Annotated in this window: 15 protein-coding genes; 10 read left to right on the top strand and 5 right to left on the bottom strand. The window is 65.4% G+C overall.

What is annotated here, in order from left to right; genetic code table 11:
• Positions 1-69 precede the first annotated feature (69 nt).
• Positions 70-957 (bottom strand): NAD-dependent epimerase/dehydratase family protein, encoded by an 888-nt coding sequence (locus PQR02_RS18210; RefSeq protein ID WP_408233638.1) that lies wholly within the window; start codon positions 955-957, stop codon positions 70-72.
• Positions 958-1,104: 147 nt separating this feature from the next.
• On the opposite strand from PQR02_RS18210, the gene PQR02_RS18205 reads away from it, so the two are divergent.
• The 6 genes from PQR02_RS18205 (at position 1,105) to PQR02_RS18180 (ending at position 9,010) form a co-directional block, all read left to right on the top strand.
• A complete protein-coding gene (locus PQR02_RS18205; RefSeq protein WP_408233635.1) occupies positions 1,105-2,904 on the top strand; it encodes an FAD-dependent oxidoreductase in 1,800 nt (599 codons plus the stop codon).
• Between the two features lie 77 nt (positions 2,905-2,981).
• A complete protein-coding gene (locus tag PQR02_RS18200) occupies positions 2,982-4,784 on the top strand; it encodes an FAD-dependent oxidoreductase (protein ID WP_408233632.1) in 1,803 nt (600 codons plus the stop codon).
• A complete protein-coding gene (locus PQR02_RS18195; protein WP_408233629.1) occupies positions 4,781-5,392 on the top strand; it encodes an NIPSNAP family protein in 612 nt (203 codons plus the stop codon). Before PQR02_RS18200 ends, PQR02_RS18195 begins: the two co-directional genes overlap by 4 nt.
• 82 nt (positions 5,393-5,474) lie before the next feature.
• On the top strand, positions 5,475-6,308 hold the full coding sequence (locus tag PQR02_RS18190; protein ID WP_408233626.1) for a sugar phosphate isomerase/epimerase family protein: 834 nt from the start codon (positions 5,475-5,477) through the stop codon (positions 6,306-6,308).
• A gap of 348 nt (positions 6,309-6,656) precedes the next feature.
• Positions 6,657-7,511 (top strand): IclR family transcriptional regulator, encoded by an 855-nt coding sequence (locus PQR02_RS18185; protein ID WP_408233623.1) that lies wholly within the window; start codon positions 6,657-6,659, stop codon positions 7,509-7,511.
• A gap of 188 nt (positions 7,512-7,699) precedes the next feature.
• Entirely contained in the window at positions 7,700-9,010 is a 1,311-nt protein-coding gene (locus PQR02_RS18180) for an MFS transporter (RefSeq protein WP_408233620.1), read from the top strand.
• A gap of 3 nt (positions 9,011-9,013) precedes the next feature.
• Here PQR02_RS18180 and PQR02_RS18175 read toward each other — a convergent pair whose 3' ends face one another.
• Positions 9,014-10,051, bottom strand: a complete 1,038-nt coding sequence (locus PQR02_RS18175) for an AraC family transcriptional regulator (protein WP_408233617.1) — start codon at positions 10,049-10,051, stop codon at positions 9,014-9,016.
• A 323-nt stretch (positions 10,052-10,374) separates the two neighbouring features.
• Between PQR02_RS18175 and PQR02_RS18170 the strand changes: the two genes are divergently transcribed.
• Both PQR02_RS18170 and PQR02_RS18165 read left to right on the top strand, forming a co-directional pair.
• Entirely contained in the window at positions 10,375-10,659 is a 285-nt protein-coding gene (locus tag PQR02_RS18170; protein WP_408233614.1) for a hypothetical protein, read from the top strand.
• 754 nt (positions 10,660-11,413) lie between these two features.
• Positions 11,414-13,318, top strand: a complete 1,905-nt coding sequence (locus tag PQR02_RS18165; protein ID WP_408233611.1) for an ATP-dependent metallopeptidase FtsH/Yme1/Tma family protein — start codon at positions 11,414-11,416, stop codon at positions 13,316-13,318.
• Positions 13,319-13,968: 650 nt separating this feature from the next.
• On the opposite strand, the gene PQR02_RS18160 is transcribed toward PQR02_RS18165, so the two are convergent.
• Both PQR02_RS18160 and PQR02_RS18155 read right to left on the bottom strand, forming a co-directional pair.
• Positions 13,969-14,226 carry a hypothetical protein gene (locus PQR02_RS18160; protein WP_408233608.1) on the bottom strand — a complete coding sequence of 86 codons (258 nt, stop codon included), beginning with the start codon at positions 14,224-14,226 and terminating at the stop codon, positions 13,969-13,971.
• 92 nt (positions 14,227-14,318) lie between these two features.
• Positions 14,319-15,503: an acyltransferase family protein gene (locus PQR02_RS18155; RefSeq protein ID WP_408233605.1), complete on the bottom strand. Its 1,185-nt coding sequence runs from the start codon at positions 15,501-15,503 to the stop codon at positions 14,319-14,321.
• A gap of 582 nt (positions 15,504-16,085) precedes the next feature.
• On the opposite strand from PQR02_RS18155, the gene PQR02_RS18150 reads away from it, so the two are divergent.
• Positions 16,086-17,192 (top strand): OpgC domain-containing protein, encoded by a 1,107-nt coding sequence (locus tag PQR02_RS18150; protein ID WP_408233602.1) that lies wholly within the window; start codon positions 16,086-16,088, stop codon positions 17,190-17,192.
• Entirely contained in the window at positions 17,189-18,895 is a 1,707-nt protein-coding gene (locus PQR02_RS18145; protein WP_408233599.1) for a tannase/feruloyl esterase family alpha/beta hydrolase, read from the top strand. The genes PQR02_RS18150 and PQR02_RS18145 overlap by 4 nt, the downstream gene beginning before the upstream one ends.
• A 226-nt stretch (positions 18,896-19,121) precedes the next feature.
• On the opposite strand, the gene PQR02_RS18140 is transcribed toward PQR02_RS18145, so the two are convergent.
• Positions 19,122-19,538 (bottom strand): hypothetical protein, encoded by a 417-nt coding sequence (locus tag PQR02_RS18140; RefSeq protein ID WP_408233596.1) that lies wholly within the window; start codon positions 19,536-19,538, stop codon positions 19,122-19,124.
• Between the last annotated feature and the right edge of the window lie 326 nt (positions 19,539-19,864).

Genomic DNA, 19,864 nt, shown 5'->3' with positions numbered 1-19,864 from the left:
CAGAGAGTGATGCCCCGTTGCATCGTGCGCGATGCCGGGCTGTCCTGCTTGATCGGGTTGAAGTGCGCGTTAGCGATAGAACGCCACGGTTTGCCGCAAGCCCTGTTCGAGCGGCGTGTGCGGCAAACCCGGCAGCAGGTCCGCAAGCGCGGGGTCGACGGGAAACGAGGTGGCGATCGGCAACGGTTCACCGGCTGCATCGATGCGCGCGCCCGGCACGATCTCGCCGATCCGCTCGATAACCTGATCCACCGAAACGATGTCGCCCGCGAGCGTGAACACATGCGCGCCGCGCGGCGCTTCAAATAGCGCGGCTTCGTACGCGGCGGCCACGTCGTCCGCGAACACGAGGCCGGTCGAACCGGTGAACGGAATCGTATACCGCTCGCGCCTCGCCGCGGCGCGGCACGCGAGGCTCGGTCCGGCGCTCGACCCGGTTTCGCGCCCGGCGCCATACACGACGAGCGGCCGGAAGCCCACGCTGGCGATGCCGTGGTCGTGCCAGTACGTGCGCGCCGCGCCTTCGCACGCGAGCTTGAACGCGCCATATAAGGTCTGCGGAAACGGTACGCTGCCGTCGTCGGGACCGAAGACGCCCGCGCTGCTCGCATACAACACGCTTTTCAGGCCGGCGGCGCGGGCGGCTTCGAATACGTTGAGCGTGCCGATCAGGTTGATTTGCGCGCCGCGCACCGGATCGAGCGCGCATGCCGGCGTCAGCACGCCGGCCAGATGAATTACCACGTCGCAGCCGTCCACCGCGCCCGATACGTCGTCCGCTAGCGCGATGTCGCCGCTCGCCCATTGCATTGACGCGGCCCGCTCCGGTGCGAGCGCTGCCAGCAGCGGCGAGCCGGCGCGCAGGTCGAACCCCTTGACGTTCAGGCCTTTGTCGAGCAGGCGGCGCATGACCCACGCCGCCAGAAAACCACTTGCTCCTGTCACCAATACGCGCATTGCTGTGTCTCCGTGAAATGTTTCAATGCTTTGCATTTTCCGCTTTTGTGGAATAGTATTCCAATTCAATAGCAAATTCTAGATGCGCGACGAACGGTGAAAAATCCAGCCCAGTCGTCGCCCTAAGAGAGCGCAAAGGAGCAGCAGATGGTGGAGACACTCAGCAGTTTGCAACAGCACGCAACGTTCGACGTCGTGGTGATCGGCGCGGGCGGGGCGGGCATGTCGGCGGCGCTGTTCGCCGCGATCGACGGCGCGCGCGTGTTGCTGGTCGAGAGCACCGAATACGTGGGCGGCACCACCGCCTATTCGGCCGGCACCACGTGGATACCTGCTTCGATGCACGGCCCGTCGGTCAACCCGGACGACAGCAGCGCGAACGCCGAGGCCTTTCTGCGCCGCGCGGTCGGCGAGCGCAGCAACGAGGCGTTGCGCCGCGCGTTCCTGCAGGCGGGTCCGCAGGCCGTCGCACATATCGAGGCGAATTCGGACGTGAAGTATCGCGCGCGCCCGTTTCATCCCGACTATCTGTCCGAACTGGAGGGATCGACGTTGCGCGGCCGCGCGCTCGAACCGCTCGCATTCGACGGCCGCAAGCTCGGCAAACAGTTCGCGCTGATCCGTCCGCCGATTCCCGAGTTCACGGTGCTCGGCGGGATGATGGTCGATCGCGACGATGTCGGTCATCTGCTCAACATGACGAAGTCGTTGAAGTCGCTGCGCCATGCGGTAAAGCTGCTCGCGCGTCATGCGTGCGACCGCATGAGCTGGCCGCGCGGCACGCGTCTCGTGATGGGCAATGCGCTGATCGGCCGCCTGCTGCATTCGCTGCTGACGCGCGAGGTCACGGTGCTGATGAACACGAGACTGGAGTCGTTGCATACCGGCGCGAGCGGCGGCGTCGAAGGCATGACGCTGTGCCAGTACGGCCAGCGCCGCCAGATCACGGTGACAGGTGGCGTGATTCTCGCGAGCGGCGGTTTCAACCGGCATCCACAGCGGCGTCGCACGATGCTGCCGGGCGCCGACCCGAGCTGGTGTCCTGGCGCGCCGGGGCACACGGGCAGCGCGCACGATCTGGCGCTCGCCATCGGCGCGCGTTACGGCGAAGGCGCGCTGAGCAACGCGTTCTGGGCACCCGTCTCGGTGCGCAAACGCAGCGATGGCACGACCGCGGTGTTCCCGCATTTCCTGATGGATCGCGGCAAGCCCGGCATGCTCGTGGTCAATCAGCAAGGCAAGCGTTTCCTCAACGAAAACACCTCGTATCACCTGTTCGGGATTGCGATGCAGGAAGCGCATCGCAAGACCCCATCGGTGCCCGCGTATCTCGTCACGGATGCGCAAGGCCTGCGCAAACACGGGCTCGGCATGGTGCGCCCGGGCGGCAAGGGCCTCGCGCCATTTCTCGCGGATGGCTATCTGACCCGCGCCGATACGCTCGACGAACTCGCGGCGAAACTCGGCATCGACGCCTCGGGGCTCGCCGACAGCGTCGCGCGCATCAACGAATACGCGCGAACCGGCGTGGACGAGGATTTTCAGCGCGGCACGACCGATTACCAGCGCGCCAATGGCGACCCGAACTGGCAAGGGCCAAACCCGTGCCTCGGACCGATCGGGCGCGCGCCGTTCTACGCGGTGCGGCTCTATCCGGGCGACATCGGCGCGGCGACCGGCCTTGTCGCCGATGCGAAGGGCCGCGTGGTGGGCCGCGACGATCAGCCGATCGGCGGGCTGTACGCGTGCGGCAACGATATGCAATCGGTCATGGGGGGCGTGTATCCCGGACCCGGCATCACGCTCGGGCCCGGGCTCACGTTTGCCTATCTCGCAGGGCGCGATGCGGCGGCGCGTGCGAAAGGGGCGCGTTCGGATGCGGCCCCGGCGGCTTCGTCTGGTTTGGCCGGCGGGGCAGCAGGGCGGGACAAGGAAAAGATCCTCTGACGAACCAGAGCACAGCCTGGATTAAATAAGGCTATGACCGCACCCGATCTCTGTTCAACGATGAAAGCGAATTGCCAATGAAGCGCGAACCGATCCTCGAATGTGATGTGCTGGTGCTGGGTTCCGGCGCCGCTGGTCTGGCCGCCGCGGTGACCGCCGCGACGCGCGGACTGCGCGTGGTGGTGGCCGAGAAGGCCGACGTGTTCGGCGGCACGAGCGCATGGTCGGGCGGCTGGATGTGGATTCCCGGCAACCCGCTCGCCACGCGTGCCGGAATCGTGGAGGAATCCGAAGCATCGCGGACCTATCTGCGCAACGAACTCGGCGCGCACTTCAACGGCGCCAAGGTCGATGCCTTGCTCGAAGCCGGTCCGCGGATGGTCGAGTTTTTCGAACGCCATACGTCGATGCGTTTCATCGACGGCAATCGCATTCCCGATTTTCATACCACGCCCGGCGCGGCAAGCGGCGGCCGCTCGGTGTGCGCGATGCCGTTCGACGGCCGCGAACTCGGTCCGCTGATCGACCGGCTGCGCCCGCCGCTCGGCGTCGTGACACTCAAGGGTTTGGCGATCGGCTCGGGCCAGGATCTCGCGCACTTCTTCAATGCCACGCGCTCGCTGCGCTCGGCGATGCACGTGCTGCGACGGCTCGCGGCCTTCGCGGGCCACAAGCTGCGCTATGGCCGCTCGATGCATCTGGTGAACGGCAATGCGCTGGTCGCGCGCCTGCTGCAATCGGCGCATGACCGTGGGGTCGATTTGCGCACGAATGCGAAGGCAGTCGCGTTGCTGCGCGAAGCGGATGGTGCAGCCGGTAAGGAAGCCGGCCGCGTAACCGGTGCGCGCGTCGAGATTGACGGTGTGTCGCACCAAGTGCGAGCCGCGCGCGGCGTGGTGCTCGCGTGCGGTGGCTATCCGCACGACCGCGCGCGCCGCGCGCAGACTTTCGCTTATACGCCGTCGGGGCGCGAGCACTGGTCCGCCGCGCCGCTCTCGAATACCGGCGACGGCATCCGTCTGGGCGAAGCGGTCGGCGGCCATTTCGACGCGTCGCTCGAAACGCCTGCGGCATGGGCGCCGGTCTCGCTCGTGCCGCAAGGCGGTGGCCAGCCGGCCGTCGCGTTTCCCCATCTGATCGAGCGCGCGAAGCCGGGCGTGATCGCGGTGACGCGGGCAGGGCGGCGCTTCGTCAATGAAGCGTCGTCGTATCACGACTTCATGAGCGCGCTGATCGGCACGACGCCAGACGGCGACGAAGTCTGCGCATGGCTGATCTGCGACCATCACTTTCAACGCCGTTACGGCCTCGGTTTTTCAAAGCCGTTTCCGTTTCCCACCGGTCCGTATCGCCGCTCAGACTATCTGAAGCGCGCGAACAGTCTGGCCGAACTGGCCGCGCAATGCGGGATCGATTCACAAGGGCTCGCGAACACCGTCGCCGCCTACAACAGCTACGCGAAGGACGGCTACGATCCGCAATTCCACAAGGGCTCGACGCCCTACAACCGCGTGCAGGGCGACGCGCGGCACGCGCCGAACCCGTGCGTCGCGCCGCTCGAAGACGGTCCGTACTACGCGGTCAAGTTGCTGCCCGGCAACCTCGGCACGTTCGGGGGACTCGCCACCGACGCAAGCGCGCATGTACTCGGCGACAACGGTCAACCGGTGCCGGGCCTGTACGCGGTCGGCAACGACAGCGCCAGCATGATGGGCGGCTGTTATCCGAGCGGCGGCATCACGCTCGGCCCCGCGATGACCTTCGGTTATCTCGCGGGACTTGCTCTGGCCAGTGCAGCTGAAACCGCACAGGCGGACTCGACGAAACAATCCATCCCGCCCACGAATTCCACCCTCCAGTCACAAGGACACATGCAATGACTCTCTACGACGTGGTCACGCTCACAGTGAAAATCGGCGCGAACGCGCAGGTCTTCGAAAGTATTAAGGCAAGCGGCGACCTGCCCGGCTCGAAACTGCTCGGCTGCTGGTACTCCGATATCGGCGCGCTCGGCCAGGTTCTGGTGCTGCGCGGTTTCGACTCCGAAGCGTCGCTGATCACCGAGCGCAAGCGCATGCTGCTCGAAGGCAATCCGTTCGGTTGCGGCGAATTCGTCACCGACGTGAAGATCGACAGCTATGCGCTATTCCCGTTTCTCCCGCCGATCGAGCCGGCCGTGCACGGCGGCATCTACGAGATGCGCGTCTATGGCACGAAGCTGGCGAGCCTGCAGCACACCATCGATGCATGGGAGAAGGCCGTGCCCGAGCGCACCCGGCGCTCGCCGCTCGTCGGCGCGATGTATGCGCTCGACGGCACGGTGCCGCGCTTTCTGAACATCTGGCCGTATGCGAGCGTCGACGAACGCTCGCGGATTCGCGCTGAAGCGGTAAAGGACGGCATCTGGCCGCCCAAGGGTGGCCCGGCGCATCTGACCACGATGGAGTCGACGATCTGCGTGCCGGCGCCATTCTCGCCGCTGCGCTGAACGAGACTGAACGAAGTTGACCGCACTGAGCGCGCGCGAGTCCGCGCGGCTCGCGCGCCGAATATGAACATGAGGAGACGACATGATCCAGCATCACTCGCGAGCGCTCTCGCTATCGGCGTTGACGGTGCTCGAACTGAGCCCGCCGCAGATGGTGGAGTGCGCCGCGCAGGCCGGCTACGACTTCGTCGGGCTGCGCCTGTTGCCCGCCACCGATCATGAAGTGCGCCATGAGATCATCGGCCCCACGCCGGTAAAGCGCGAGACGCTTGCGCGTTTGCGCGACACGGGGATCAAGGTACTCGACGTCGAGATTCTGCGGCTCAAGCCCGACACCGACGTGGGCGCCTATGCGCCGATGCTCGACACCGCCGCCGAACTCGGCGCGCGCTACGTGCTGGTCGCGGGCAACGATCCCGACGAAGCGCGCACGGCAGAGCGTCTCGCGCAACTGTGCGATCTGGCCGCGCCGCTCGGCCTGTCGCCGTCGCTCGAACCGATGCCGTGGACCGACGTGAAGGACATCACGCAAGGCGCGCGCATCGTGAAGGCAGCGGCGCGGCCCAACACCGGCTTGATCGTCGATCCGATTCATTTCGACCGCGCGGGTTCGTCGACCGACGCGTTGCGCGCATTGCCGCGCGAGTACTTCGGCTACGTGCAGTTTTGCGATGCGCCGGCCGAGCGTCCCGCCGACCTCGACACGCTGCTGTTCCAGGCGCGTTGCGAGCGTCTGATCCCGGGCGACGGAGGCATCGATCTCGCCGGCATCCTGCGCGCGTTGCCGGATCATTTGCCGCTCAGCATCGAAGTGCCGACGCAGCGGTGGGCGCGTACCGCGCCCGCGCTCGCGCGTGCCCGCAAGCTGCGCGAGGCGACGCTCGGTGTAGTCGAACGGGCTTACGCGATGACGTAAGCCGTCAACGTCGTGCTGGTCCATCGAAGCGAAGCGCACCGCAAAGATGCGCTGCGGTCCGGCGCTCGGCGCCGGCATGCTGCACGCGAACTGGTGCTTCGGCTCACGTCGCTTGCGATTCCCGCGGCGGTCGGCGCGGCGGCGGTGCTGTTGAAGGGGGCGCGTCATCGCGGGCCGGTGTTGCAGGTGAGTGCGGGGATGGGCCATTGACCTCGGCCGTCGGCCCGGGCCGCCGACCACGGCCGCCGGCGCCGGCCGACTTTCCCGCAAGCCCGCTGTTAGTGCTTGAGTTCCGATGTGGAATCGTGTTCTCATTCGGGATCGAAATCGAACTGAGAGTGCAACATCATGGCGGGGAATCTGGCGCGGGCGCTGGCCATCATCGAATTGCTGGCGCGCCAGGGCGGCAGCATGCAACTGGCCGCGATCGCCGACACCCTGAACATTCCGCGTAGCGGCACGCACCGGCTGCTCGCGGAATTGAGCGAAGAAGGCTATGTACGCCAGGACGAACACGGCGAATACGTGCTGGCGCTCAAACTGGTATCGCTCGCGCTGATGTGGCTGTCCACCGGCGGCGTGCTCGACATCTCGCAGCCGGTGCTCGACCGGCTCGCAGCCGCCTCGGGCGAGCTGGCGCGGCTGGGCGTGGTCGAGGACGATCACATCACCTTCGTCGGCAAGGCGCAGGGCGCCAAATCCGGTTTGCGCTACGACCCGGACATGGGCAGCCAGCCGCCGCTGCATTGCACGGCGAGCGGCCAGGCCTGGCTAGCGACGATGAGCGACGAGGAAGCGCTCGAACTCGTGTCGCGCCAGGGCGGCATCGGCAAGGCGGGCACGCACGGGCCGAAGGCGCCGAAGACGATCCAGCAGTTCCTGCAGGACCTGAACGGCGCGCGCAAGCGCGGCTATGGCATTGCGAGCGAAACCTACGAGGCGGGCATGACTTCGATGGCGGCGGTGATCCGCCACCCGGTGACGGGGCTGGTGGTCGGCATCGTCAGTCTGGCGGGGCCGACCAGCCGTTTGCCGGACGCGCGTCTGAAAGAACTGGCGCCCGCGCTGCTCGAAGCCGCGACGGACATGGGCGCGGCCACGCTGAGTTCGCCGTATTTCAAACGCAGCCTGCGCGTGGCGCCGGTGGCCGCCGTGGTGCAGCCAGTCGAGCCGAAGCGCAAGGGGCGCCCGCGTGCGGCGTGACACGTCGTGCCACAGGTCCGCGCGCGGCGGCACAGCGCGCCGAGATCGACGCGCCATGAAAAACTGACTGCGTGAGTTCATGAGTCCGCGGCATCAAGATGCGCGCTCGCGGGCCGTTAAAGAACTGAGCTTCACCATTCCCACAGCCGCTTCCCCGACTCTCGCGACACGTCCGTCGACCACCACTCATGCACACTGCTGCCGGCATCCGCGCCCAGCCATCGCGCGCCGAACTTCGGCGGATCATTACCGCCATCGTGATCGGCAACGGCTTCGTTGCCTACGATTTCACCGTCTATAGCTTCTCGGCCGTCATCATCGGCAAGCTGTTTTTTCCGTCGGACAATCCGGCGGCGTCGCTGTTGCTGTCGCTCGCCACCTTCGGCGCGGGCTTCGCGATGCGCCCGCTCGGCGCGCTGATGATCGGCCACATTGCCGACAGTCGCGGGCGCAAGGCGGGCCTCACCGTATCGCTCGCGCTGATGACGCTCGGCACGTGGCTGATCGCGTGCTTGCCGGGCTATGCGTCGATCGGTCCCGCCGCGACCGTGCTGATGGTGCTCGCGCGGCTGATGCAGGGGCTCGCCGCAGGCGGCGAGATCGGCCCGGCCTCGGCCTCGCTGATGGAGTCGGCCGGCTGCGGGCAGCGCTGCTTCATGGTGAGCTGGCGCGGCGCGAGCCAGGGCGCGGCCGCGTTCGCCGCCGCGCTGGTCGGCGCGGGCACCACGGCGCTGCTGCCGTCCGCCGCGATGCACGAGTGGGGATGGCGCATTCCGTTCGTGCTGGGCGGCCTGATCGGTCCGGTCGGCTGGTATCTGCGACGCCGCATGCCGGCCGCCGCGCCGCGGCAGCGGGTGCGGCTCAGTCCGCGGCGGATGTTCGCGGAGCACACACGTCCGCTTGTCTGCGGCATTCTGATGATGGCCGCGCCTTCGGTGAGTATCTATGTCACCGTGTTCTACATGCCGGCCTATCTGGTCCGGACGCTGCATCGGCCGCCGGCGGTCAGCTTGTTGACGGCCTGCCTGTCGGGCCTCGCGATCCTCGTGACTACGCCGCTGATCGCGCGCGCGGCCGACCGGCTCGCGAGCCGCAAGACTTTGCAGTACGCGTCGCTGCTGGCGCCGCTGAGCGTGACGTGGCTGGCTTTCCGCGCGCTGACCCACGGCGCGAGCGATCTCGCCGCGCTGGTCATCATCACGGCGTACGTGGCGCTGGCCCTGAACAACGCCGGCGCCAGCTCTGTGCTGATGATGGAAGCCTTTCCCGAGCAGCGGCGCGCCGCCGCGCTGTCGGTGATCTACAGCTTCGGCGTGGTGCTGTTCGGCGGCTTTTCGCCGTTCATCGTGACGTGGCTGATCGACCGGACCGGCGATCCGATGGTGCCGGCCTGGTATCTGATGGGCGCGACCGTGCTGACGCTAGTCGCGCTGAAGGCGTTTCCTGAACGAACCGCGGCGCTCGCCTGCGCCGCTCGTGCGGCGCGGGCGCCCGGCTGAACGCTATGGCGCGTTGCGAAGCCGCAGCTCGAATGCGCGGGCGCGCATGTCCTGCGGGCTCATGTCGAATGCGCGGCGAAACGCGCGGGTGAAATCGGAAGGGCTTTTGAAACCGAGCCCATACGCGATTTCCCCGACCTGCCGATGCGGAAACCGGACCAATTCGTCCGCCGCTTGCCGCAACCGCCGGTTGCGAATATAGGCGCCGAGGCCGCCCTCGTGCTCGAACCAGCGGTAGATGGTCGCGCGCTTCAGTTGCAGCGCCTGAACGACGCTGGTCGGCGTGAGGTCGCCGTGATGCAGGTTGGCCTCGACATAGCGGCGCACCTGTCCCATCAATGCGGCCTGCAGCGCCGCGCGGTCCGCGCCATTCAGGCGCGCCGCCTTGCGAAACGTGGCGAGCAGCAACTGGGCGCCCGCGTGCAGCGCGTCGATCGCGCTGGCCGGATCGAGCGACGGAATTTCGCGCGCGACCGCCGCGAGATGATCCAGCACGACGCCGGCCAGCGGCGACTGCTTCTGCACGATGCGGCCGTGAAGGCCGGCGCCGTCGCGCAAACCTTCGTCGACGAAGCCAGCCGGCACGAACAGGCTGAGCAGCCGGCATTTGGGCCGTTCCGCGCGGAACGGCTGGTTCAGATCGAACGCGACAATGCCTTGCACCGAGCCCGCTTCGCTGCGCTTTTTGCGCATGCCGCTCACGTGGCCGACTTCGCCTTCCAGGAAGAGTTGAAACACGTAGTCGCGCCGCGTGTCGGTGGATACGCGGGCCACCGAGCGTTCCAGCCGCATCGAATCGGTGCTGCAGTCGGTGAACATCATGCCGCCGACCGCATATAAATCGATTTCACCGGCGAAGCCGCCGGCCAGTTGCTCCTTCGACGGCGGCGCGTCGACCACATGGCCCACCCGCTGGCGCCACGCGAGGAACTGCTGGTCCGCCGCGAGGCCGCGCGTGCTGAACCGGCTGGTCGAAATGGCGGAACGCGAATCGGCGGCGGCGGCCGCGGCCAGGTGTGCCGGCAGTGAGCGCTGGGTCATGTGTCGGTCGCGGCTGGCAGCTCGGTGCGGTTACGGTGGCAGGGTCGGCGGCAAGCGGATCGGTAAACGAACCGCAAGCGAACCAGAAAAGTGGGCATTTCACGCGTCGTCGCCCAGTATTGAGACGCATGGTAAAGCCTAACAAAAAAGATGCGATATCGTCAGCGGATTAGATTGCAGATCGTTTTCGCTGACGCCGCCGTGCAGGAGTTGGCCGTGGCTGCCGGATTCGTAACTGCGCGTCAATGAGCGCCGGGCGCGATGCGTGGCGCGAGGGTGCGAGGTAACCGCTTTGCCGGCAGGTCATTCACGGGGTGGGAAAGATGAGCGGCACGATCAAGCAACCGACCGCGCAAGGCGGTGGGCGGCGTCCGGCCAGTATGGTGGACAGCCAGTTGGAGCATCTCGAGAACATGGTCGAGTACGTGGCGCGCGGAGGCGCGGCCGGCGTGCCGCATGCGTTCGACCATGAGTATTGGGAAAAGCGCCTGCGCGCGCTCGAAGAGACCCATGAACTGATTGCGAGTCAGCGTGAGCGCATCGTGAGGCTGCAGGGAAGGCTGGCGGTGCAGGCGCAACTGGGGCTCAAGCGGCGCACCGCCGCCTGAGCCAGTAGGAAAACGGAACGCGAGGGCCGGGGTAGCAAGCAGGGGAGAACCACAGTGATGCCGGCAGGCATCGCTAATAAAATAGCAGGACCTGAGAGAAAGTGACGGTGACGCGAACGGGCCCGCAGAGGTCCGTCGCTCATCTGCCCATCACCGGAAAGAACACTTGCGGCGTGATTCCATGCCGTTTCGCCGGCTGTTTTGCCCATCAGCGGCGCTCGATGATCTTCCCACACTCACGATAATCGGCGCGCCTTGCGTCTGCTTTGCTTTGTGTACAAGGCGGCCTTCTGACAGCGACAAAAATAGCCCGGATTACCCAGCCTATTTCATATGAATGGTGGGTAGCCATTTAATAAGGCCATTTTCACGGTAATTATGACCGCATTTAAACGGGGTTCGATTAAATACTGCGTTTCCGAAACACGCGGTTAATTTAGCGCTGATAAACTGTGCGCCTGAGCAGTGCGGCAAGGTCTTTTACGCCAGCGTCCGTTCCCTCGATTCCGGCAGCGCAAACTACCCGGAAAGACGGTACAAACAGGCCTTTTCCGCGCTTTGGAAGACGCGCTCACGCCACATACTGGCGGAGGTGAGCGCAGCAAAAGGGACCTATTTCAGGTTGTTCTTTCTGGTCGTCCTTTCTTCCCTGCACGCGTGGTGTTTCGCATCAGCGATTTTCCTCGCCAAACTCATCCTCTCTGACTTTTACCAGTATCGGGGCTTGCTTTGAGCCCGTTTTTGGAAGTGACTCATGAAGCCGGGAAATCATTCGCTTGAAAAGAAACGCACTCGCAAGATCGTCTTCGCGGTGCTTGCCGTGTGCATCGCGGCGCTACTCGGCGTGGGCTTCTGGCATTCCCAGCAGCGCGCCGCGCAGAGCGCGCCGGCGCTGACCGGCATCGCGAGCCAGATGCGCCACGACACGTCGGCATGGACGCACGAGGAGAAAGACGCATCGCAGATGCTGCGCGATATTCACGACGCCAACGTGGTCGCGATCGGCGTAAGCCCCAGCGCCATTCTGGTGTCGACCCGCAACGGCGCGAAGTACTTCGTCACCGACCACAACGCGACTTTCTCGCATGCGCTGCTGCTCGGCGAGCCCAAGGCCGACCAGGCCGCGCCGTATCAACTCGTGTGGCTGCCCGATGCGGACATCCAGGCCGGCGGCGAGCGCTGGAACCAGGCCCTCGACCGCTTGCGCGACGCCATTAGCGTGCTGCTGCCGCTATTGCTGATCGGCGGGATGGTGTGGTTCATGCGGCGCGAAATGAAAGGCGGCGCGAAGTTGCTCACCGAAACGCCCGCGCTGCGTTTCGACGACGTGATCGGCGCGGGCGAAGCGAAGGCCGCGCTTGCGGACATTCGCGGCTACCTGTCCGATCCGCAGCAGTTCACGTCGATGGGCGTGCGCGCGCCGTGCGGCATTCTGATGGTGGGCGGCCCGGGCGTCGGCAAGACCCGGCTCGCGCAGGCGCTGGCCGGCGAATGCGGCGCGAGCTTCATCTCGATCACTGGCAGCTATTTCAGCGCGAAGTATTACGGCGTCGGCATACAGAAGGTCAAGCATCTGTTCGAACTGGCGCGCAAGAACGCGCCTGCGGTGATCTTCATCGATGAAGCCGACGGGCTCGCGAAACGCACCGACACGGGCGGCGGTCCGGTCGAAGCCGAGAGCAATCGCATCATCAATCAGTTGCTGGCGGAGATGGACGGCTTTGCTTCGAACGAAGGGGTCATCATCGTGGCCGCGACGAATCACCCTGACAATCTCGACGAAGCGCTGCGCCGGCCCGGCCGATTCGATCGCACCGTGCAGGTCCGTTTGCCTGATCGGGAAGACCGCGCGAAGATTTTCCGCTTCTACGCAGAGAAGCTGAAGTCGAAGTCCGCGGACATCGACTATGACCAGCTTGCGCGTCTTACCACGGGCTTGTCGCCGGCTACAGTGGCGATGGTCGTAAATCAGGCGGGGCTCGTCGCGCGCAAGGCCGGTGACACGGAAATCGCCGCCAGGCACTTCATGGAAGCGATCAAGATCGCGCGCATCGGCGACGTGAGCGGCGCGGAGCGCGCGCTCAGCGAAGACGAGCGCACGCGCATCGCGGTGCATGAAGCAGGGCACGGGCTGGTCGCCGCGCTGCTCGGCACCGGCGTGCTGGAAGAAGTCACGATCCTGCCGCGCGGCGGCGCGCTGGGTGTCGCGCTCATCACCAAGGCGCAGGACAAGCATCTGTATCGCGAGACCGAGATCCGCAACGAGATCCAGGTTCTGCTCGGCGGCCGCAACGCCGAAATTCTGACGTTCTCCGAAGCATCGAGCGGCGCCGCGTCGGATTTGCAGGAAGCCTCGCGGATCAGTCTCGACATGGTGTCGAAGTTCGGCTTCAACAGCGATGGCAATCTGTTCAGTCTCGCGGCGCTGCCGTCGCAGTACGCGGGCCTGCAAATGAAGAGCGCGATCGAACATGCCAACGTGCTGCTCAAGGAATTGAACGAACTGTGCTATGGCCTTCTGCAAGACTACGAGCCGGTGCTGCGCGCAATCGCCGACGAATTGCTGGAGCACGAGACCGTACCCGGCGAAACGGTTTATCGCTTGATCCGCGAACACAAGAGCACGCTCACGATCGTTCACGAGCCGGCTGCGGCTTGAGGCTGGCTTTGCCGGGCGTGCGGCCTTGATGGCTGCGCGCCCATGACGCCGACAATGCGGTTACAACGAGGTGTTGGCGTCGTTAGAATCTGCTGCGCTTTTGTCGCATATGTCCGGATGCGCGGCCTATACTGATTCACCCAGCGCCACTTGACGCGCCGCTGACTCACGAAGTCAGCCACTGTGCGGAATTCAGTGCGGCTTCTCTGCCCGCATCCGCCAACCCCAAGCCGTCAATCAGTGCCTGGTGGACCATCCACTATTCGCCATCTTCCAATGTCGGTCCGCGGCGAGGCATTCCTGCGCCGCTCGTATCGCCGACCGCACCACGCCGCAGCTCTCAGGGCGCCTCGTATGGACGAGCATCGCCCACGCGACCGTTGGCTTGGCCCAACAGTGCTGGTTGCGCACAGCCAACTCCGTTTAATCGCACTGAATGGCGCGCTCGATTCAGTTAGGCGGCCGAAATATTTTGGATTGAGTGGCTAATCACGATGACCATTCATCTACCCGGCCTCGCAGGCCGTGGACGGCACGATCTGTCAGGCGCCGTGTCAGGAGGCCGTGGACGTCAGCTTCGACGGCCGGAAAATCGTCGGGCAGCAGCAGCGGGATCGGGACCACTGAGGAGCTAGCGCAGGCCCGTGCCGTTAGGCGAAGTCGGACTGCCCCGGTGGCGGAACACCGGGAGGCGGGTCGGTTTCGCCTAACGGATCGTGTTTGGCGTCGTCTGCGTCGTCGGCGGGCGGGAGCGTTTCCCCTTTGTGCGGCAAGGGCTGATCGAGGCCCGGCTCGACCGGCGTGGGAATTGCATCGCCGATGGGCTTGGAGACCTCGGTGGGCTGGCTGCCGGGGTCTTCGTCGGCGTGACGTTCGGGTTCATTCGGGGGATTCGTCATGTTTGCCATAACGCTCTCCAGTTGATGGGCTTAACGAGGAGAGCAGCAATGCGCGTACCACGGTAAGGGCGCGATTGACGCGCCCGAAGTCCCGGCGCGGATCAGACCGCGTCGGAAGCCGTGCTGTCTTCGCGCAACGTGCGCTCGTTGCGAGGCGCCGCCGTGGTCGCCGTTGGCGCTGAAACAGCCGGCGCTGCATGCGCCGGCCGGCGCCGTGTCTTGAGCCGGAGAATCGGCTCTTCGATCAGCCGCCAGGACAGAACCGCGATCGCGAGCGAGATCGCAAACGACGCCGCGATGCCCGCCGCATGCGCCCAGATCGGCACCGTGCCGCCGAAGAGCGCCTTTGCGTGATGGTTGCGAGTGAGGTCGGGGATCAGATTGTGATAGAGATAAAAGCCGTAGCTGATGCGGCCGAAGCTCACCAGCCAGCCGGTTTCGAGCAGACCGATCACGACGGCGTTGCGGCAGCAGGCAATCGCACACACGAGCGCCGCGATGCAGAGGCCGTATAAAGCGCTAACCGCGGTGAACAGCAGCGGATTGCCGAGCGTGCTCCAGGTCGGCTCGGTCGCGCACAAGCCCACCAGGCCGAGACTCAGAGCGAACAGTGTGAGGCCGTGTCCGAGCCACGCGCGCACGCGGCTCTGTTCGCGCGCGATCATCAGGCCGCCGATGCCGCCCAACGCCAGCAACCAGAAGTTGCTCAGCGGATGCGTGTAGATCGTGATCTCTTCCCAATGCGCGGCGCGCATCGCCAGCAAAGAGACCAGTCCGAGCGCGACGATCGCCCAGCACACCGCGCGGTGCCGCCGCGCGGCAAGCAGCAGCAATAACGGCGCGACCACCAGATAAAACTGCTCTTCGATCGCGAGACTCCACAAATGCGAATAGCGCCCCGGCCAGTAACGCAGCACCGCGCCGATCCAGAAATTCGACAGATAAGCGAAATGAAACGGCATGCCGCCCGCGAGTTCAGGACTCGCGAATCCGAATGCCATCAGCGCGCACATCACCGTGAGCATCAGGTAGTAGATCGGAAAGATGCGCAAGGTCCGGCGAAACAGAAAGCGTTTGAGTTCGGCACCGAATCCACTGCCGCCGGTTTCGATGCGCGCCCGTTGCGTCGAAAGAATGCCGATGATCAGAAAGCCGCTTAGCGCGAAGAAGATCCACACGCCGAGATGACCGATCTCGCCGATGTCGCCAAACAGGCGGTGCTGAAGAAACACCATTAGCACTGCGATTGCGCGCAATCCGTCGAAGCCGGCAATCCTGCTGTGCATGTGGTTGTCTTCCAGAATGAAGGCCGCGCGCGAGGCGCTGCCGTTCAGGGGTGATGGAAGGACCGGAATGCCGGCGCCGGTGAGATCGGGTCCGGCGAGACAGGAAGCGTCGTCACGACGCTCGTCGAGCCGGCCGGTCGCGGATCAGCCGGCCGCGTGTCCGGTCCACATGTGTGGCCGCCGCCGCAAGAGGGCACCGTGCGAGAAACGCGCGAGCTTCGGGGGCAAGCATGCAAGCATCGTACGATGAAAAAAAGCGAAAAAAATCGCGTGCCGCGTTCAGTGAATTTTTTTCGTCGCGTCTTGCCGATAGTTCCCGCGCTCTGGATATGAAAGTCGCAAAACTTGCCGTAATTCGAACGCGCAATGACCCAGTATTACCGCACGCCGACAGCCGAATTTCAGATCGCCGTTAGGTGAACGGAAATTAGAGGCTGGTTGTCAGCGCCGATCGGCGGCGTGCACAGCGGTGGCCGGAACAACCTATTCTCCTCATATTCCTACGATGTGTTGTTACGAATACAGCGGCCGATTGACCGAGGCTCACGGCGCGTCGCGCGCCATCATTGTGCGAGGACACGAATGGAAATTCGCCGGGGACGTTCGATCGAAGTGGATTTCTTTCGCGGCGTCGTGCTGATCGTCATCGTGCTGGATCACATTCCCGGCAGCGCGTTATCGCATCTGATGTTGCACGCCTATGCGTTGTGCGACGCAGCCGAAGTGTTCGTGTTCCTCGGCGGCTATGCATCGGCGGCGGCGTATACGGCGGTGCTCGCGGGCCGCGGCGAAAACGCGGCGCGGATGCGCTTCCTCAGGCGCTGCTGGGAAATCTATCGTGCGTACCTGTTGACGGCAGTCTTGACGCTCGTGTCCGGCGCGCTGCTCGCGCTGCTGCATCTGAATCAGCCGATGGTCGAACTGACCGGCTGGCCGCCTTTCTCGGTTCAGCCGCTACGCGAAGCGTTCGACATCGCGGTGCTGCGGCGGCAACCGTATCTGTCGAGCGTGCTGCCCATGTACGTGATCTTCGCACTAGGCGTGCCGCTCGTCGTGCCGCTCGCGCGTCGTTCGTCGCTGATGGCCTTTGGACTGAGCGTGGCGATCTGGGCGCTGGCCCGGCCGCTGGCCGCGTTATTCAGCATTGACGACATGGCCGACTGGGCTTTTAATCCATTTGCATGGCAACTGATGTTCGTGCTCGGCATTCTGTGCCGCGTGCAGCCAATCAGCGAACGCTTCCACGCAAGCCGTACCGCGCGCTGGTTCACGTGGGCCGCGGTGGTCGCGGTGCTGGCGTTCGCCATCGTCAAACTCTTCGTGCTGACGCAACCATTGCCCGGTACGCTTAAACAGAATCTGTCCGTGGATCGAGTGATCAACTTCGTCGTGATTGCCTGGCTGGCCGCGCAGTTCGCGCGGAGGGGGTGCGTCGCATGGCTCGCGCAGCGCCTGCCCGCCGTGGTGACGGTCGGCCGGACCGGGCTCGTGTGTTTTGTCATGGGCACGCTGGTGTCGTTGATCGTCGACACGGCCACCCCGCACACGTTTCATGGCTTTCGCGGCGTGCTGATCGGGCTGGGCGGCGATCTGGTCGCGATCGGCGCCGTGCTCATGATCGCGCGCGGCTGGAACGGCTGGAAGGGGCAGCAGTCGGGTGCGCCGGCTAATGGCGCGGGCTACGGATGACGGCGCGATGGCGCCGCAGGCGTTTCACGCGTCATGCGCGCGCGGCCGCCAAGGCCGCCGGCGCGCTCTTGTGGCTCGCGGCTCACCCGGCGCAACCCGCGCTGGCCGCGCCCCTGGATGCTCCGCTCCAGGATGCTCCGCTCGCGACGCGCTGCGCCGAATTCGCGGGCGCGGTGCTGCCTGCCGATCTGATCGCATTGCCGAGCGCCGGCGCGCAGATCGAAAGCGCGGCGATGGTGCGGGCCACCGCGCCCGGCAACCAACAAGGCGGCGAGTATTGCCGCATCACGGGCCGCATCAAGCCGCTCAAAGCGAGCACGCCCGATATCCGTTTCGATCTGAATCTGCCGCGCCGCTGGAACGGCCGCGCGCTGCAGATCGGCGGCGGCGGCTATAACGGCGTGATGGTGAGCGGCACCGGCGTGATGCCGTTTTCGCCGGACCGCGCGCCGCTTGCGCAGGGTTATGCGACGTTCGGCGACGACTCGGGGCATGTCGGTGATTCGTCGCTCGCGGTGTTCGGGCTCGTCGACGAAGCGGTGACCAACTTCGGCTACGCGCACCTGAAGAAAACTCACGATGCGGCCGTCGCGCTGATCGCGCGCGCTTATGGCAGGCCGCCGCAGCGCATGTATTTTGCCGGCGGCTCGACCGGCGGGCGCGAAGGCTACACCGTGATGCAGCGCTTTCCCGACGACTACGACGGCGTGATCGCCAATTCGCCCGCGCTCAATTTTTCCGGCGTGCGTTTGATCGGCGTGAAGCTGGGCCGCGCGGAATACGCGACGCCCGGCGGCTTCGTTCCGCCGCTGTTGCTGGAGCGGGTGTATCAACGCGCGCTCGCCGCGTGTGACCGGCTCGACGGCGCGGCGGATGGCATCGTCAGCGATGTCGCCGGGTGCCGAGCTCACGAAGCGGAGATCGTCGATTCATTGCGCTGCGCGGGCGCCACGACTCTGCGCGACGATCAATGCCTCACCGACGCGCAGCTCGCCACGCTGCTCGTGATGCGCGACGGCCTGTCGCTGCCGTACCGTCTCGGCTGGGACGTTGGCGGTTATCGCGGCTACAACGTCTTTCAGGGCACGCATCTGACCGGACTGCTCGGGCTCGCGCATCAACGGGAGCGCTCGCCGGTGCCGACGTTCTTCGCCAACGGCTATCTGTTCGCGCAAGGTGACGGCTACATCCGCTACTTCGTCGCGCGGGACGCGGACTTCGATTCGCTGCGATTCGATCCGCAGCATCCGGGCAAATATCGCGCGCAGCTGATTGCGTTATCGCAGACGATCGGCGCGATGAACCCCGACCTGTCGCGCTACATCGCGCACGGCGGCAAGCTCATTACGTTGCAAGGCCTGGCCGACGAAGTAATCAGCCCGAACCAGACGATCGCGTACCGCCAGGCGCTGATCGATCGCTTCGGCGCCGCGCAGGTCGACGGTTTCATGCGGCTCTACATGGTGCCGGGTTTTCAGCATGGCAGCGGCGTATTCATTCCGTCGGTGGATCTGCTGGGCGCGCTCGACAACTGGGTGACGCGCGGCACGGCGCCCGAAACCTTGACGGCAACCGACATCGCCGCGGCGACCAATGGCCGCTCGCGGCCGTTGTGCCGTTACCCGCTGTTTCCGCGCTATAGCGGCAAGGGCAACCTGAATCAGGCGAGCAGTTTCGTTTGCACCGAACCTTCCGAGCCTTGAGGCGAATCAAGGCGGGGTGAAGGAAATGAGCGTACCGGGCAGTTCTTGCAAACCGCCTGTTGATGTTGCAATTGCAACCTGTCTGCCCTGCTCCTGGTTGGGCGTGCAATCACACGCGGCAATAAACAAGGGCGGCGGCGCTTGCATCAGCGCGGCCGCCGGACACGAGACGGACGTAGCAGCGGTGGCTGTCGCCGATCTACCTCGCCGCAGCGTCAGCCCCGCATTACTGGCCGTTTTGCATCGTTCCGCCCGACCCGTTGTCCATGCCATTGCCCGTGCCGGAACGGCTGCCGTTGTTCATTCCGTTACTCATGCCGCTATTCGAACGGTTCATCGACGGGCTGTTGGGGCTCGCGCCCGTGCCGGTGCCCATGCCGCCGCCGGTGCCGGTCACGCCCGGCGAACCATAGCCCGAATCGGTCGGGCTCTTCATCGAGCCAGGGCCGACGCCGGGTGTGGCGGTCCCGCCCGCGCCGCCAGTCGTGCCGCCACCTGCGCCGATCCCGCTACCGGTCCCCGCGCCAGCGCCACCAGCGCCGCCTCCACCACCGCCCGCGCCGCCGCCGGCCTGTGCATATGCGCCGCCCGACAATGCCATCACGAGCGCCGAAGCCAAAATCGTCCTGGTCATGGATTTCATCGTTCACCTCCATAGAATGGATTGATGTCACGCAAGCGCTTGTCGCCCGCATGAACGAACTGCCGCAAGCGGTGTGCCTTCGTCGGCGTGGGCGCGGTTCACGGCATGCGCCTTGATGCATTGAAGGCGCGTGTGCCGGCCGACCTTGGACCGCGGGGCAGCTTGCTGAAAATCGAGCATGGGGCGTTCCCGGTAACGGCTCGAAAATCTCGGGCGGAACGCGTCTCGCCCAATTGTTCGGTGAACGCCCGGTCACGCAGCAATTGGCGCCGAGCAAGTCCGGGCGCGTGGGGACTTCAAAGCGCCCGCATCGGACAAGGTCCGTA

The sequence above is a fragment of the Paraburkholderia sediminicola genome, from assembly GCF_046026895.1.
Taxonomy (GTDB): domain Bacteria; phylum Pseudomonadota; class Gammaproteobacteria; order Burkholderiales; family Burkholderiaceae; genus Paraburkholderia; species Paraburkholderia sediminicola_C.
The sequence above is the reverse complement of the archived record's forward strand: the minus strand, read 5'-3'. Positions and strand labels throughout refer to the sequence as shown.